The following is a 15,983-nucleotide window of genomic DNA, read 5'->3' on the forward strand; positions in this document are numbered from 1 at the left end:
ACGAAGACTAATAGCCAACTCCAAGTTATAAGTATTAAATCATTGTTAATCAATATGTTAAATAACAGACTCGCAATGATAGTCGAATTTTATTAAAAAATCAATAATCAAAACCCTGTTTCATTAACATATTAACATTCTAATTTTTATAGATATTTCCTGATTTCATGACAAACACAACATTTTCAAGTGTTGAGATATTTGCAGTTGGATCGTCATTAACGGCAATGATATCAGCAAAAAAACCTTCATTTATTTGCCCTAATTCTTGTTCCATATTTAACAACATAGCATTTGTTATGGTTGCACTTTGAATAGCTTCCATCGCAGGCATTCCTGCTTCAACCATATATCCAAATTCTTTTCCGCTATCGCCATGTTTAAAAACGCCTGCATCGGTTCCAAAGGCAATTTTCACCCCTTTTTCATAGGCGCGTGCAAAGGTACCTTGTATTTGAGGTCCAACCGCCAAAGCCTTCGGAACAACAATATCTGGATAAAAGCCTTTGACTTTAGCCTTTTCCTCAACTTCCTTTCCAGCCGTAATAGTAGGCACCAGATAGGCGTCGTGTTTTTTCATCAATTCCATAGTCTCATCACTCATATAAGTCCCGTGTTCTATGGTTTTAACACCTCCAATGATAGCGCGTTGCATACCATCATCACCATGCGCATGAGCTGCAACATGCATACCGTAATCCTTGGCAGCATCACATATGGCTTTCACTTCTTCTATAGTAAATTGAGGATTGTCTCCACTTTTCGCAACACTTAACACACCTCCTGTTGCTGTGATTTTAATTAAATCGGCGCCATTTTTATAGCGTTGTCTTACGGCTTTTTTAGCATCGTCCGTACTATTCACCACACCGTCTTCTGGACCTGGATCATCAAGAAGTCCTTTTTTAGCACCATTAGTAAAATCACCATGCCCACCAGTAGAACTTATAGTTTTACCTGCTGTAAAAATTCTAGGACCATCAATTTTGCCTGCATTTATAGCATTTCTAATTGAAATATTTACTCCAGATCCACCAAGATCTCTTACTGTTGTAAATCCTGATAACAAAGTTGCTTTTGCATATACAACAGAATTAAATGCGACATCAGATTCGTTCAATATATAACGTTCTAATCGCGTACCAGGGTTAAATTCCATTTCGATATGAACATGCATATCAATAAGACCAGGCATCACTGTCTTAGTTTTAAGATCAATGACGACATCTGTAGCTGATGCAGGTTCGACATATCCATCTTCTAAAGCAATAATTTTATCTCCTGAAACTACAATCGTTTTTTCAGTTAGTACTCTACCTTTTTTAGTATCTATTACTTTTCCGCAATGCAAATAAGTGTTTTGTCCAGTTACTGAAATGGTTAGCAAAAGGATAATGAGTTGTAGTATTCTTTTCATTGGTATTAGCTATTTATAAGTTTCTAATCTTCTTCTCCCAGTTCCATGCAGATAACATGGCATCATCTAAAGTTAATCTTGCTTTCCAACCTAAAACATTGTTCGCCTTATCTGTATTTGCATAAGCAGAAACGACATCACCTTCACGTCTTGGAGCAAATTTATAATTAAGGGATTGCCCTGATACTTTGTCGAAAGATTTAATAACTTCTAAAACCGAACTACCAAGACCTGTCCCTACATTAAAGGTCTCAAAATTGGAGGTGTTTTTCTTATCGAGTAAACGCCTCAATGCAATGACATGTGCTTTAGCCAGATCAACCACATGAATATAATCACGAATACAAGTACCGTCAGGTGTCGAATAATCATTTCCAAAAACAGATAAACTTTCTCTTAACCCAGCAGCTGTTTGTGTAATAAATGGCACTAAGTTTTGAGGCACACCTATTGGTAATTCTCCTATTTTAGAACTAGGATGCGCTCCAATAGGATTAAAATACCTAAGTGCTATCGCATTAAATTTAGGTGCTATTTTACAGGTATCTTTAATGATTTCCTCACCAATTTGCTTGGTATTTCCATAAGGAGATTCGGCGGGCTGAACGGGCGCATTTTCGGTGATTGGCATTTTTTCAGCTTGTCCATAAACAGTACAAGATGAGCTAAAAATAAAATTAGAAGCGTCTAAGCCAAGTATTTCCTTTAAAACATAAACCAGAGTATTGATATTGTTTTCATAATAGAGCAAAGGCTTTTCTACACTCTCTCCTACAGCTTTACTAGCCGCAAAATGAATAACACCAGAAAGGTTATGATGCTTTTTAAAAAAGCGTTCTACATCAGCTTTTTCCTTTAAATCTAATTCTTCAAAAACTGGTTTTTTCCCGGTAATAGCTTCAATGCCGTCTAAAACATCGGTTGATGAATTTGACAAATCATCAATAATCACAACTTCAAAACCTTCTTCTTGTAATTCAACAACGGTGTGGGAACCTATAAAACCTAATCCTCCGGTAACAAGAATTTTCTTCATATTAAGAATTTACAAATTTTATAACCGTACTTGTAATAAACTCAATTTGCTCATCATCTAATTCGGTATGCATTGGTAATGATATAACTTCTTTAACTAATTGGTTGGTGACTTTAAAGTCTGCTTCATTATATCTAGAATCTTGATATGCTTTTTGTCGATGCAACGGAATTGGATAATAGACTCCACAAGGGATACCTTGTTCATTTAAGTGCTTGACCAAAGCATCGCGATCACTATTTAAAATCCGTAATGTATACTGATGAAAAACGTGGCTATTTTCAATAGGCTCTCTAAAAGGCGTCACGATATTCTCGTTTCCTTTAAAGGCGTCATCATAGGCATTTGCTGCTTTTAATCGCGCCTTATTATAGCTGTCTAAATTTTTAAGTTTAATATCTAAAATGGCTGCCTGAATTGAATCTAATCTCGAATTTACTCCAACAACATCGTGATGATAGCGTTCGTACATACCGTGATTTACAATACCTCTAATCGTATGCGCTAAATCGTCGTTGTTGGTAAAAATTGCACCACCATCACCATAACAACCTAAATTTTTGGAAGGGAAAAAAGAAGTTGAAGCAACATGCCCAATGGTTCCTGCCTTTACTTTTCTTCCATCACTATAGGTATAATTAGAGCCAATGGCTTGAGCATTATCTTCGATGACATATAGATTGTGATCTTCTGCAATGCTCATAATTGCTTCCATATTGGCGCACATCCCAAATAGATGTACAGGAACAATCGCTTTAGTTTTAGGTGTGATCGCTTTTTTAACAGCGTCAACATCAATATTAAACGTCACAGGATCAACATCTACTAATACAGGAGTGAGCTGTAACAGCGCAATAACTTCTACGGTTGCAGCAAAGGTAAAATCGGCTGTAATCACCTCATCACCTGGTTTAAGACCTAAGCCCATCATTGCTATTTGCAAGGCATCAGTCCCATTTGCACAAGGAATAACATGTTTTACACCTAAGTAGTGTTCTAGATTTTTTTGAAACTCATGAACCTTTGGTCCATTGATGTAAGCTGTAGAATCTAAGACCTCGAGAACCGAGTCATCTACCGCTTCTTTTATTTTGCTATATTGACCTTTTAGGTCAACCATTTGTATTTTTTTCATATGCAACGAAATTACAAAATTCGTGAGCATTAAGCAATGAAAATATATCAAAGAACCCTATTTTAGCATGAACTAAAAGATTAACTATTGTACGACTTAGGAATATATCTACTTTCATTTATACTCAAGGTTCTCGCCATCTTTAACACAAAGATTAAATTAGGTGTTAAAGGTCGAAGGCAAACCTTTGATATTCTGAGGCAAAAAATAAAAAAAGAAAAGCGCACATTTTGGTTTCATTGCGCTTCTTTAGGTGAATATGAACAAGGGCTTCCTGTTTTTGAAATGCTTCGGCAAACCTATCCTGAACATCAAATTGTTCTTACTTTTTTTTCGCCTTCAGGTTATGAAATACGAAAAAACACAAAGGTCGCAGATGTTGTTGTCTACCTTCCTTTAGATACCAAGACAAATGCCAAACAATTTCTAGAATTAGTACAACCAGAATTAACCTTATTTGTCAAATATGATATTTGGCCAAACATTTTACTGGAACTTAAACATCAAAACAGACGTGCTATTTTAATTTCAGCTTTATTTAGAAAGCAGCAGTCGTATTTCAAATTTTATGGCGGAAAACGCAAACAAGCATTATTTGCTTTTGAACACATTTTCGTACAGAACGAGAGTTCTAAAATCTTACTGAGCTCTATTGACTACAATCATTCTACGATTGCTGGCGACACACGATTTGATCGCGTAAGTAATCAATTGACCCAGAATAATAATCTTGATTTTATTTCAGAATTTAAACAACAAAGCACCTGTATTGTTATTGGAAGTTCCTGGCCTGAAGATGAAGACATTCTTATTCCTTACATAAACAAACATGCTTCTGAACGGTTAAAATTTGTTATCGCACCTCATGAAATAAAAGCGAATCATATAAAAAACATCTTATCAAAATTAGAGATTGAGGCTGTATTGTTTTCTGAAAAAGACGTAAAAACTATTACCGATTACCATGTATTCATTATTGATACCATTGGCTTGCTAACTAAAATTTACAGCTATGCAGATATAGCATACGTTGGTGGCGCCATGGGATCTACGGGTTTACATAATATACTAGAGCCCGCCGTATTTGGAGTACCAATCGTTATAGGCAAAAACTACGAGAAATTTCCTGAAGCTTCTGTAATGATTGAAAAAGCTGGCGTTATTTCGGTAAAAAACGAGAGTGATTCAAAAACAGTCTTTGAATCATTAACCTCATCACAATCACTTCGAGAGTCCTTTGGTAGTAAAAATGCTAATTTTATTAAAGAAAATAAAGGAGCTGTCGTCCAAATCATGGATTACTTACGTATATAGAACACAATTGAATTGAGAAAAACTTAATAAATGTTAATTTTTTTAACACAAATTCAATTTAAGTTATTAATTTCGTGTATTAACAATATTTAACACTAAAACTATTACAATGAAAAAATTGATTTTAAACATCGCATTAGTATTGGCACTTATCGTGTCTGTAACATCATGTAGAGAAACTAAAGAAGGGGCTGAAAATGCAGCAGATGCTGTAGAAAACGCTGCGGAAGAAGCTGGTGACGCTTTAGAAGATGCTGCCGAAGCTACAGAAGACGCTTTAGAAGATGCTGCGGAAGACGTTGAAGAAGCTATGGATTCTACTGGAGCTGCGATTAAAGAAGGTGCTAACAAAGTAAAAGAAGGTGCTGAAAATGCAGTAAACGCTGCTGGTGATGCTATCAAAGAAGGCGCTGACAAAGCTAAAGAAGAAGGTGCTAAAGCCTTAGATAAAGCGTCAGATAAATTGAAAGAACAACACTAAATTTAATCTTCAATGAAAAAACTTATTTTAAATATCCTATTAGCATTGGCACTTGTAGTGTCTGTAACTTCATGTAGAGAAACTAAAGAAGGTGCTGACAATGCTGCTGACGCTGTTGAAAATGCTGCGGAAGAAACTGAAGGCGCATTAGAAAAAGCTGGAAAAGCTATTGATAATGCTGTCGAAGAAACCGAAGAAGCTGCTAAAGCTACTGAAGAAGCCGTAGAAGAAGTAACTGGCGATGACAACTAGTTTGTCATCAAAATCATAAAAAAAAAGGTCTGATTTGTATCAGACCTTTTTTTTGTGAGCTCATAGAAAAACAAAAAACTTCTTTTATACGATTACCAACCAAATCGGGCAGCCCATTATACGAATTGTAAATTTTATAGAATTTTGAATTGTGTTTCAATACACCTTCTTCCGAAGCAATCCACACATTACCTAAGCTATCATTCGCAACAGCATATGTAATGCTTTGAGTGGGCACATTCTCTCCTCTTAACTGACGAAATTCAACAGTATTCTGAGCAGAAGAAAACATCCAAAAAAAGTTAATTAATAATAAAAGGATGTTAGATTTCGACCTCAATATTTATAATTTGTTTAGTTTTGAAAGTTAAATGTTTACCTAATGGCTTTTCGAATCCTGATTAAAAATTTATTAGTACTACTCCCTATCTTATTTTTTTTCAACTGTAAAACTGAAACTAAAGAAAAAGATATAAAATCATCACTAAAAGAAGAGCGTCCCTATAAGATTTTAAAAGAACAACCATCATCTATTACAACACCAGAAGGTATGGTATGGGTTGAAGGAAAAACTTTTTTACAAGGCGCAAAAGCAGGAGATAAATTTGCAATGATGAGAGAAAAACCAGCACATCAAGTTACCGTTGACGGTTTTTTTATTGACATTACTGAAGTAACCAATAAAGCTTTTAAAGCCTTTGTCGAAGCCACAAATTATATCACCGTTGCTGAACGTCCTATCGATTGGGAAGCAATGAAAGCAGAACTTCCTGAAGGAACCCCTAAACCTCATGATTCTATTCTTCAACCCGGAAGCTTAATATTTAATAAAAATGTAAATGCAGTTGCAAATATGGAAAATTATAGCCAGTGGTGGACCTGGAAAATTGGTGCTAATTGGAAACACCCTGAGGGGCCTAATAGTTCAATTGAAGGTAAAGATGATTATCCTGTTGTTCATATTGCTCTAGAAGACGCTCAAGCCTATTGTAAATGGGCTAATCGTCGATTGCCTACCGAAGCAGAATGGGAATCTGCGGCTCAAGGTACAGCAAATGATAATATTTATACTTGGGGTAATAATGATAACGATTTGGTTAAAAATGCAAATACTTGGCAAGGTACATTTCCTATAAAAAATGAGAGTATTGATGGTTTTGAACTCATAGCACCTGTTAAGTCTTATGCTCCTAATAGTATTGGACTCTATGATATGATGGGAAATGTTTGGGAAGTTACAAGTGACCTTTTTAATATCAACTATTATAAAGAATTAGACACTTCTAAGGTTTTAATCAATCCTAAAGGGGCTGCAAAATCTTACAGTCCAGATAACCCTTATCAAAAAGAACATGTCATGAAAGGCGGTTCTTTTTTATGTCACGCTTCGTATTGTGCGAGTTTTAGAATTTCAGCAAGAATGGGGGTTAGTACAGACTCAGGATCTGATCATACCGGATTTAGAACTGTTGCTACGATAAATATGTTAGAAACCCATAAATAAGAGCATTAAATTATTTCAAAACAAAAAAGCCGAAACTTTCGTTTCGGCTTTTCATTTGTACTGAAGACGGGAATTGCCAATGGCGAGTCCCATATCAACATTGTGAGAAAAGCCAATCCAAAGATTTGGATTTCTTTTTTGTTTTCAAAATCATTTCTGAAGTAAAACTTCCAACGATTTTGAAAACAAAAAAGCCGAAACTTTCGTTTCGGCTTTTCATTTGTACACTACATGGGCCTATTCTCGAATCAAACCCTCAATTTATTTATATCACTAATTAATCTAAATAAATGAGGATAATTACAGAAAATAATAGGTTTCATAAACATCAATTAAAACTTAAATAATTACGAAATCATAGGCTAATTCTAGCCTTGATTGGTCTAGCCGGTTTGTTTTTAGTCAAAATAGGTTTAATGAAAATCAAACATTTAGTATAGGAATATATTCAACAAGTATATTATATATATTGTATTTGTTAAATAGACTTTACTGTTTTTTATTAAAACGAATTTACCATGAATAAGCTGTTATTTATCTCACTATTATTTCCTGCTTTACTTTTTGCGCAAGTAGGTATTGGAACCACTTCACCTAATTCATCTTTAGATATTAGATCCTCTAATCAAGCTACACCAGCAAATACAGATGGAATTTTAATTCCTAAGGTTGATACCTTTCCTGCAACTGACCCTAATACACCTCAGGACGGTATCCTAATTTATCTAACGACTAATGCAACACACAATAGTATTGCATATACCAAAGGGTTTCATTATTGGGATGACACAGCGACTCGTTGGGTTCCACTGTCAAGTATAGAACGAATTAATGATTTATTAGATGGTAAATCTGATGTAGACGGATCTAATGATGGCTCCTCCATTTTTCTTGGAATTGGTGCTGGTGAAAATGATGATAGTTCACATAATAAAAATATAGGAATCGGATATCAATCTCTTAATTCTACTGTAGGTGCTGATGCCAACGACCCAGAAGGTATAAATAACGTCGCTATTGGTTTTCAATCCCTAAGATTAAATACTACTGGCAGACAAAATGTTGGGATTGGATCTTTTACCTTAGATGAGAACACAACAGGATTTAACAATACTGCAGTCGGACATAATGCCCTTAATTCAAACGTTGACGGCTTAAGAAATACTGCCTTAGGTCAATCTGCTCTATCATCAAATATAAGTGGAAATAACAATACTGCTGTGGGAGGAGCCGCACTTTCATCAAATACTTCTGGTTTATCAAATGTCGCTATTGGTGCTTTCTCATTGACTAGAAACGAAACTGGAATCAATAACGTTGCCGCTGGAAATCAAAGCCTTAGATTTAATTTAGATGGAAGTGGAAATGTTGCATTAGGTGATTATGCTGGACGATCTCTGGATGATACTAGTGGAACGGTTCATGATAACAATGTCTACATAGGTAGTAGAGCTGGTGATTCTGATGTAGAGTCATCTAATAATGTTTATATAGGGTTTCAAGCTGGTGCTGGTAATTATAATCCAGAAGACAATACTGGGACTGCTGAAACCAAAAGTGGTAATATCTTTATTGGATTTCAAGCTGGACTTAGTGAAACCACAAGTAATAAATTAATCATATCAAATTCTGATACCGATATTTCAAACTCTCTTATATATGGCAACTTTGGCAACAATAAACTTAGAGTTAATGATTTTCTCGGAATAGGAAAGAATGCTACCACAAATGCATTAGAAGTTAACGGCGAAGCTTCTAAAACTACAGCTGGAGCCTTTATAGCTAATAGTGATCGTAGACTTAAAAAAAATATTAACACTATTAAAGGAGAAACAGCACTCGAAACGTTAAATAAATTACGTGGTGTGACTTATGAATGGAATGATAATAGTACTGGAAATAACAGACCAAAAGGCATCCAATATGGATTTATTGCTCAAGAACTTAGGGAAGTATTTCCTGAAAAAGTCTCTCAAGATAAACTCGGATTTTATCAAACAGCTTATGGTGATTATGATGCTTTTTTTGTTGAAGCCATTAAGGAACTTCATGATAAAATTAAAAGATTGGAACTTGAAAATAACAGATTAAAACAAGCAGAAAACAAACTTCAGGAATTGGAAGCAAGACTCTTAAGTCTTGAAAGTACAGCAAACAAAATTGAATCTTCAATTATACTAAGTGATTCGGGAGGTAAATGAACAAAGACATTATTCAATTTTTATATTAATTAATAAGGCTTGCATCTGCAAGCCTTATTAATTATGTCTACTGTATTCACTTATTTAAAGTTAAGCGTAGTAAATGTAAACACTAATAACTATAAGTACGATTAAAACTCCTGTAAGCTTGGCATGTTTCCATGGTGTAATATCTACTTCTTGGGTGAACTTTTGTTCATAGGCAATTGCTCTCGGTTTAAAATAACCAATGATGAGCATGATTAAGATATTAAGTAAAAATAAAATAGCCATAATGTGTAGAAAGTGCGGATAAGCATCTACTTCAATGGCTTTTAATGCTTCAGAAGATGTAATGCCGTTAAGACTGGCTTCAGTTAAAGCATTTTCAACTCTATTAGGACGGATAAAAAATTCGCTTATTATATAAAATATTGATCCCGACAACAAACCTACTTTAGCCGCTATTGCTGGAACTCGTTTAGTCACAAAACCAACAAATATAATAGTCAAAATAGGGATACTGTAAACACCATTTACTTGTTGTAGATAACTAAAAATACTATCCAAATCTGATAAAAAAGGAGCTATTAACATCGCACCAATAGCTAAAATAACCCCAAAAAGTTTTCCGTATTTTACTGTCGTTTTTTCATCGGCTTCCTTATTAATATGCGCTTTATAAATATCAATACCAAACAAAGTCACCGAACTATTGAGTACACTATTAAAAGAGCTTAAAATAGCACCAAAAAGAACTGCAGCAAAGAAACCTATCAATTCTGGTGGGAGCACTCTTTTAACTAATTCGCCATAGGCTTGATCTGGTGTAGAAACATCTAACAATCCTTTTTGATTCATGTAAAATGCTACAATACCTGGAACAACAACAATTAAAGGTCCTAATATTTTGATAAATGAACCAAGGAGAAGTCCTTTTTGACCTTCCTGAAGATTTTTAGCACCTAAGGCTCTTTGAATGATTTGCTGATTGGTTCCCCAATAAAACAACTGAACCAACATCATACCTGTAAATATCGTAACAAATGGTACTGATGCTGTTTTATCTCCTATTGAGTTAAACTTCTCTGGAATCTCTGTTTGTAAATTCGTTATTCCATCTAATAAACTTCCACCTCCTACGATTATTAAACCAAAAATTGGAATTAATATTCCTCCAATTAATAATCCAATAGCGTTTATAGAATCTGATACTGCTACAGCTTTTAATCCACCAAAAACAGCATAGACAGAACCAATAATTCCAATGGCCCAAATACAAATCCATAGTGCTGCTTTTTCGGATACACCCAGAAGTTCTGGCACGTCGAACATGCCACTTATAGCTAAAGATCCGGAATAAAGAATTGTTGGTAGTAATACCACTACATATCCTGTAAGAAATAATCCAGAGGTTAGTGTTTTTGTGGCGACATCAAATCGTTTAGCTAAAAATTGAGGAATTGTAGTTAATCCTCCTTTTAAGTATTTAGGCAATAAGTAAAGCGCTGTTACTACCATTGCGATAGCAGCTAAGGTTTCCCAAGCCATTACCAATATCCCTTCAGAATATGCTGCGCCATTGAGACCAACTAACTGTTCTGTAGATAAATTAGTTAATAATAATGATCCTGCAATGACTCCTGCTGTTAAACTTCTTCCTCCAAGAAAATAACCATCAGATGATGACTCATCAGTTTTACGGGTTGCATAATAAGAGATTATGGCTACGAGCACTGTAAAGCCAACAAATGAAATTAGTCCTATCATAGTAAGCGCTATTTTTAAGATGTTTAATGAGGTTAAACTATTATATTTCCATGTTGAAATAAAAAAACTGGGATTCCATTTTACAATTGAAACCCCAGTTAAAGTCGCTTTATTAATTATTCAACCAACAACTTTTTTATTACTGATGCTTTAGAGCCACTTGTAACTTTCACTAAGTAACTACCACTATTTAAAGTCGATACATCAATTGTATTTAAATTTTCAAAATATTTTAAAATACTTCGGCCTTGAATATCAATAATTTCAACTGAACTTAAATCGTGAACACCTTTAATATTTAAAATATTCTTACTAGGGTTTGGATATAACACTAAGTTATTGAACACACTATTTTCAACATTCAAATTAGGCTCTTTATTGAACTCTATTCTGTCAATGATAAAGTTACCTTCAGATGCTCCATTATTGGTTACATCATCATTTTCTGTATCTCTTACGATAATTTGAAAATCTTGCACAAACCCTATCCATTCATCTGGTCTTGCGATTGCTAAGTTTACCGATAAAGTTTCAAACTCAGTCATGCTTTGACTAATAGCAGCATTGGTGCCAACATAAGCAGTGTAGCCATCTGCTGGATATCTAAACTGAATTCTCACTTGGTTATTCAATGCAGATTCATTTTTGTAAACAATATGAATAAAATCATTTTCTTCAGCTTCAACTGAATTTTCGCCCTGCACTATCTTAGCCGCAGCATCAACTTCTGGAACTAAGGTAAGTAGACCTCCTGAGACACTTATAATGCTATTTGTTTCTGACCATCCTTCAGTGTCGCCGTCTGTATTAAATTCATACATTGTTTTTTCAGGCCTTGTTCCTGCAGGAATTTCAGATAAAAACTCGATTTTATCAATTTCTATCGTTTCTCCGTCGCTGACATGATTAGTACCTGCTGTTGTTCCGTCATCATCTTTAAACTGAAATCTAATATCGTCTTCAATACCAGACCATTCGGCATCTGTCACATCGATGTAATAGGTAACAAAATCAGTTTCTGAAGGGTCTAACACTGCTGGTTTATAAACATATCCACCTGCAGCTTTTGGAATTCTTACTCTAACATAAGATGGTCCTCCAGCGCTTATTCTTAATGTAATTGCTGCAATGGTATTGGCATCGGCATCTATTCCAGAAGCGGTATTAGTTAGATTTGGATTGTTGCCACCATTTGTTGTCAAAGTCCATGCATCTGGACCAACTGCAGCAGTACATCCTCCTCCTTTTACCCAGCCGTCTTCGGTATTTGTAAAGTCCCACGGACCTTGAGCCATAGCCATGATTGGAATCACCAATAATAGTAATAGTATGTGTTTTTTCATAATTTCTTGTGTTGATTTAGTTAGTAAATTCAACATAGTAATTAAGCTATGGCAGGTTTGGGAATTGACTTTATTATTTGATAATCAATTTCTTGACCATAATATTATTGTTTGTATCAGCTAATCTTAACACATAAATACCAGGTTTAAATGTTGAAACATCAACCTGATTGTTACTTAATTGATTGCTTTCAAAAACTTTCTTTCCTAGTACATCAAACAATTGAACCTTAGATAGGTTATTAAATCCTTTAATATTTACGACCGTGTTTGCTGGATTAGGAAATATTGAAACATTAGAAAAACTCAAGTCATCTAAGCTTAAAGTGGTATTGTTGTTAAAAATAATTCTATCCACCACAAAATCACCATCTGCATTTGAAGCATTACCGCCATTGTTCGTATTTCTAATTGCTAATTGAAAATCTTGAGCAGTACCTACCCATTCTGTTCTTATTGTTGCTAAATCCAAAGAAATCGTTTCAAAATCGGTCATCCCTGAATTAATAGATGTATTAGTCCCAAAGAAACCTGCATAATTATCAAAAGTTGACCTAAATTGAATTCTTAATTGATTATTTGTAGGTGATTCATTTTTGTATACAATGTGCATGTGAGAATTAGCACCAGCATTGACAGAGTTAACTCCATTTGTCACTTTTGCAATGGCACCTCCATCTGGAGTTATAACAAGGTTTCCTCCAGACACATCTGTGCTAGCATCCACCAAATTACTAAATCCTTCATCATCACCTGGAGTGTTAAATTCATAAGCTAATTTTTCTGGTCTAGGTTGAACATCAACAAAAATAATTTGATCTATTTCTATCGACCCAGCAGCATCAATACTATTGTCGCCACTAGTTCCTCCTGGCTCTCTAAACGCAAAGTCAATTTCGTTTTGAGTTCCACCAGCTCCAGCATTATCCCATTTATCTTGTCCTGAAAGATCGATATAATAGGTTTGAAATTCAGTGTCATTAGCAGAAATAGGAATTACTGTCCCTGAAGTACCGCTTCCAGCTTGAAGATTTTGATAAACAAATCTGAACTCTGTCGCAGAAGAATTATTTTTTAAAGTGATTCCAATAATTCCATTAGTTACTGGATCAGTAACATTTGCAGCAAGATGTCTTAATTTAGGATCGGTATCTGCATCAAAGCTAATGGTGACAGTAGATCCGTTTTCTACTAAGGTAGACTGAACACCAGTCCATCCTTCCGCAGTATTAAAATCGAAAGTTTGGCCCATACTCAATAAGGGTAAAATGAGCAATAAGGTAATACAAGTAATTTTTTTCATGATTGTAAATGTTTTGAATTAATATTTATGTTTAGAGTATCTGTTATTAAAGAAGTTAGGCTAGCACTTATCCACACCCTACATTTGGTAAGTGCTTTACCTACTTGCTAAAATCAATTCTTAATTTTTGACTTTTTCTTTACCAGCTTTTCTGGCTTTCTTTTGCTTTTTAGTTAAAATCTCTTTATAAATCTTTTGATTGTACTTTTGGTTCACTTCTTTTTTTGCTGCTTTATCACCTCCATCTTTATTTACTTTTTTTAGCGCTTGTAAACGTTCAATATGTAGGTTATAGATTTGTTCTTTTTGTGCGTCGGATAATGCTAACGATTTATCGCCAGCTACAATCTCTGCATTCAATTGCTCAACTTTTTCAGTTGCTTTTTCTTTCATCTTAGCAGATTGTGCAAAACCTGTCATGGTTAATCCTAAAAAAAGGATACATGTAAATAGTATTTTTTTCATCTTGTTTATTTTATATTAATTATATACTTTGAAGTTATCTAACCTCCATTGTGTTTTCCAAAACGTATCATCAATGGTTTGATTCACCCTAACTGCAACATAGAAATTGTCATTTGAAGTAATATTCATAACCTTCCTCTTATAATCATTAGTGCCAAAGCCATTTGTATTCAAACCTTCCGCTGTTTCTGAACCCATTACGATCCATTCAGATTCATTCCATGTTCCAGAACCATCATAGGTTTCAGAATAATAAAATGTAACTACTGCATTATTAAATTGAGGTGCTTGGCTATATGTTATATCTATTGATACAGTAACATCTCCTGTTACATCCATGATAGGTGTTATAAGCAAATTATCTAAAGTTCCATTTCCATTTTGAGTATTACTATAAAACACTACTAATCCACTATCTGAACTTTGGGTTACATCATCAACATCAGAATATTTTCCCGCATTCTGATTATAATTGAATTTCTTATTGTTAGGTAAGTCTTGTGCTGGTAATAAAAAGGATTCATAACCAATACTTGCTAAATCAGTAGCAGTTTCAAACGTCTCAACATAATTAAAAGCTACATCATCATTATCTATTAGAGTTAATGTTTGTGACAATAAATTAACACCAAAATCTAAACCACCAGTTACAGAAGTAATGGTTAAAACAATTGTTTCATCTGTTTCTAAAACAGCATCATCAACCATTGTAATATCTACGCTTCCAGTTGTTGATCCTGAAGGAATAACAAATGTGTATGGATTAGCATTACTACCACTAAAATTAAAATCTGAAGCATCAGCTGTACCAGAGGTCGTTAACTCTATAGTAGCGTCTGATGTGGTCTGATCTGACACCTCAAAATTTAACGTTACTGTACCAGCATCCTCATTAAACGTTAGTGTATTAGATGCACTAAAGTCTATCACAGGATTTGGTGGCGAATCATCATTTAATATGGTAACAACTGTTTGCGTTGTTACACCTGCTGAAAGTCCACCAGACACTTCACTAATAGTAAATGCTACCAATTTATCTGATTCAAAATCGGCGTTATCAATTGGGAGAACATTAAAGCTAGCTGATGTAGCACCTGCAGGAACAGTAATGCTAAAGTCTCCTGCACTTTGACCTTCAATAGTGTAATCTGTACCATAAACAGCAGCTCCAGAAGACGAAACTGTAATAGTTCCGCCATCTGTAGTTGCCTGATCAAAAGGGATATTAATTGTTAGGGGATTTGAAGAATTCTCTTCAATTTGATCAGCTTCGTTTTCAAAACCAACCATTGCTATTAAAGGGTTGTCATTATCTAATATGGTAAACGTAAGTGTCGTGTTATCTCCCAACTCTAAAGCACCAGTTACACTACTTAGGGTAATAGTTAATACTTTATCTGTTTCTATAAGGTCATCATCTATTGGAATAATACTAAATGTAGACACCAAGCTTTGTGGCGAAACGTCTAAAGTAAAAGTGGCAGAACCTGTACTAGTGTCGTAGTCACTACCATAATCTGCACCAGAAATTGTAACCTCTATAGTACCACCACTATGGTTAAAATTATCAATACCAACATTAATTACTAAAGGATCAGTTGCATTCTCCACTTCAACGAGTTCAGTAATTGAGAAGTTTACAACACCTGTCCCATTAAGGTTTTCGTCGTCTTCCTCACATGATGTGAATGCTATCAGAGCAATAATTGATAAAAGTAAGAGTCTCGTATTCATAATTTAAAAATATAATCTGGTTGAGTTTTAACTTTGATAAATATCTAAA

The 15,983-nt window shown here is 34.6% G+C and carries 14 protein-coding genes; 5 read left to right on the top strand and 9 right to left on the bottom strand.

The features are described from left to right. Positions 1-139: 139 nt before the first annotated feature. Genes N4270_RS00790 through N4270_RS00800 form a run of 3 tightly spaced genes read right to left on the bottom strand, consistent with a single transcriptional unit; the run spans position 140 to position 3,588 of the window. Entirely contained in the window at positions 140-1,417 is a 1,278-nt protein-coding gene (locus tag N4270_RS00790) for an amidohydrolase family protein (RefSeq protein WP_260094893.1), read from the bottom strand. 13 nt (positions 1,418-1,430) lie between these two features. Continuing rightward, on the bottom strand, positions 1,431-2,453 hold the full coding sequence (galE, locus tag N4270_RS00795) for a UDP-glucose 4-epimerase GalE (RefSeq protein WP_260094894.1): 1,023 nt from the start codon (positions 2,451-2,453) through the stop codon (positions 1,431-1,433). 1 nt (position 2,454) lies between these two features. Then, the gene (locus N4270_RS00800) at positions 2,455-3,588 is read right to left on the bottom strand and encodes a DegT/DnrJ/EryC1/StrS aminotransferase family protein (RefSeq protein WP_260094895.1); all 1,134 of its coding nucleotides are present in this window, start codon (positions 3,586-3,588) and stop codon (positions 2,455-2,457) included. Positions 3,589-3,675: 87 nt separating this feature from the next. Between N4270_RS00800 and N4270_RS00805 the strand changes: the two genes are divergently transcribed. From N4270_RS00805 to N4270_RS00815, 3 genes are all read left to right on the top strand, one after another. Further along, a complete protein-coding gene (locus tag N4270_RS00805) occupies positions 3,676-4,902 on the top strand; it encodes a 3-deoxy-D-manno-octulosonic acid transferase (RefSeq protein WP_260094896.1) in 1,227 nt (408 codons plus the stop codon). A 109-nt stretch (positions 4,903-5,011) separates the two neighbouring features. Then, positions 5,012-5,383: a hypothetical protein gene (locus tag N4270_RS00810; protein WP_260094897.1), complete on the top strand. Its 372-nt coding sequence runs from the start codon at positions 5,012-5,014 to the stop codon at positions 5,381-5,383. A gap of 12 nt (positions 5,384-5,395) precedes the next feature. Next, on the top strand, positions 5,396-5,635 hold the full coding sequence (locus tag N4270_RS00815) for a hypothetical protein (RefSeq protein WP_260094898.1): 240 nt from the start codon (positions 5,396-5,398) through the stop codon (positions 5,633-5,635). A gap of 13 nt (positions 5,636-5,648) precedes the next feature. Here the strand turns inward: N4270_RS00815 and N4270_RS00820 are convergent, their stop codons facing one another. Then, positions 5,649-5,927 carry a hypothetical protein gene (locus tag N4270_RS00820; protein ID WP_260094899.1) on the bottom strand — a complete coding sequence of 93 codons (279 nt, stop codon included), beginning with the start codon at positions 5,925-5,927 and terminating at the stop codon, positions 5,649-5,651. Between the two features lie 90 nt (positions 5,928-6,017). Between N4270_RS00820 and N4270_RS00825 the strand changes: the two genes are divergently transcribed. Together N4270_RS00825 and N4270_RS00830 are read left to right on the top strand one after the other, a co-directional pair. Next, positions 6,018-7,139: a formylglycine-generating enzyme family protein gene (locus N4270_RS00825; RefSeq protein WP_260094900.1), complete on the top strand. Its 1,122-nt coding sequence runs from the start codon at positions 6,018-6,020 to the stop codon at positions 7,137-7,139. Positions 7,140-7,657: 518 nt separating this feature from the next. Next, complete coding sequence (locus tag N4270_RS00830) at positions 7,658-9,340, top strand: tail fiber domain-containing protein (protein ID WP_260094901.1); 1,683 nt, start codon at positions 7,658-7,660, stop codon at positions 9,338-9,340. Between the two features lie 90 nt (positions 9,341-9,430). On the opposite strand, the gene N4270_RS00835 is transcribed toward N4270_RS00830, so the two are convergent. The 5 genes from N4270_RS00835 to N4270_RS00855 all read right to left on the bottom strand — a co-directional run bounded on the left by N4270_RS00835 (position 9,431) and on the right by N4270_RS00855 (position 15,934). Beyond that, complete coding sequence (locus tag N4270_RS00835) at positions 9,431-11,089, bottom strand: solute:sodium symporter family transporter (protein WP_260094902.1); 1,659 nt, start codon at positions 11,087-11,089, stop codon at positions 9,431-9,433. Positions 11,090-11,205: 116 nt separating this feature from the next. Then, on the bottom strand, positions 11,206-12,432 hold the full coding sequence (locus tag N4270_RS00840) for a T9SS type A sorting domain-containing protein (protein WP_260094903.1): 1,227 nt from the start codon (positions 12,430-12,432) through the stop codon (positions 11,206-11,208). Positions 12,433-12,505: 73 nt separating this feature from the next. Further along, the gene (locus N4270_RS00845) at positions 12,506-13,735 is read right to left on the bottom strand and encodes a T9SS type A sorting domain-containing protein (protein ID WP_260094904.1); all 1,230 of its coding nucleotides are present in this window, start codon (positions 13,733-13,735) and stop codon (positions 12,506-12,508) included. A 120-nt stretch (positions 13,736-13,855) separates the two neighbouring features. After that, on the bottom strand, positions 13,856-14,200 hold the full coding sequence (locus tag N4270_RS00850; protein WP_260094905.1) for a hypothetical protein: 345 nt from the start codon (positions 14,198-14,200) through the stop codon (positions 13,856-13,858). Between the two features lie 15 nt (positions 14,201-14,215). Next, a complete protein-coding gene (locus N4270_RS00855; RefSeq protein ID WP_260094906.1) occupies positions 14,216-15,934 on the bottom strand; it encodes a Calx-beta domain-containing protein in 1,719 nt (572 codons plus the stop codon). Positions 15,935-15,983: the final 49 nt, after the last annotated feature.

Origin of the sequence: Psychroserpens sp. SPM9 (assembly GCF_025153525.1) — a bacterium.
Lineage (GTDB): Bacteria > Bacteroidota > Bacteroidia > Flavobacteriales > Flavobacteriaceae > Psychroserpens.

Excerpts from the sequence above, each read along its gene's own strand:
- N4270_RS00790 (WP_260094893.1), bottom strand. The coding sequence starts at position 1,417 with ATGAAAAGAATACTACAACTCATTATCCTTTTGCTAACCATTTCAGTA.
- galE (WP_260094894.1), bottom strand. The coding sequence starts at position 2,453 with ATGAAGAAAATTCTTGTTACCGGAGGATTAGGTTTTATAGGTTCCCAC.
- N4270_RS00800 (WP_260094895.1), bottom strand. The coding sequence starts at position 3,588 with ATGAAAAAAATACAAATGGTTGACCTAAAAGGTCAATATAGCAAAATA.
- N4270_RS00810 (WP_260094897.1), top strand. The coding sequence starts at position 5,012 with ATGAAAAAATTGATTTTAAACATCGCATTAGTATTGGCACTTATCGTG.
- N4270_RS00815 (WP_260094898.1), top strand. The coding sequence starts at position 5,396 with ATGAAAAAACTTATTTTAAATATCCTATTAGCATTGGCACTTGTAGTG.
- N4270_RS00820 (WP_260094899.1), bottom strand. The coding sequence starts at position 5,927 with ATGTTTTCTTCTGCTCAGAATACTGTTGAATTTCGTCAGTTAAGAGGA.
- N4270_RS00825 (WP_260094900.1), top strand. The coding sequence starts at position 6,018 with ATGGCTTTTCGAATCCTGATTAAAAATTTATTAGTACTACTCCCTATC.
- N4270_RS00830 (WP_260094901.1), top strand. The coding sequence starts at position 7,658 with ATGAATAAGCTGTTATTTATCTCACTATTATTTCCTGCTTTACTTTTT.
- N4270_RS00835 (WP_260094902.1), bottom strand. The coding sequence starts at position 11,089 with ATGATAGGACTAATTTCATTTGTTGGCTTTACAGTGCTCGTAGCCATA.
- N4270_RS00840 (WP_260094903.1), bottom strand. The coding sequence starts at position 12,432 with ATGAAAAAACACATACTATTACTATTATTGGTGATTCCAATCATGGCT.
- N4270_RS00845 (WP_260094904.1), bottom strand. The coding sequence starts at position 13,735 with ATGAAAAAAATTACTTGTATTACCTTATTGCTCATTTTACCCTTATTG.
- N4270_RS00850 (WP_260094905.1), bottom strand. The coding sequence starts at position 14,200 with ATGAAAAAAATACTATTTACATGTATCCTTTTTTTAGGATTAACCATG.
- N4270_RS00855 (WP_260094906.1), bottom strand. The coding sequence starts at position 15,934 with ATGAATACGAGACTCTTACTTTTATCAATTATTGCTCTGATAGCATTC.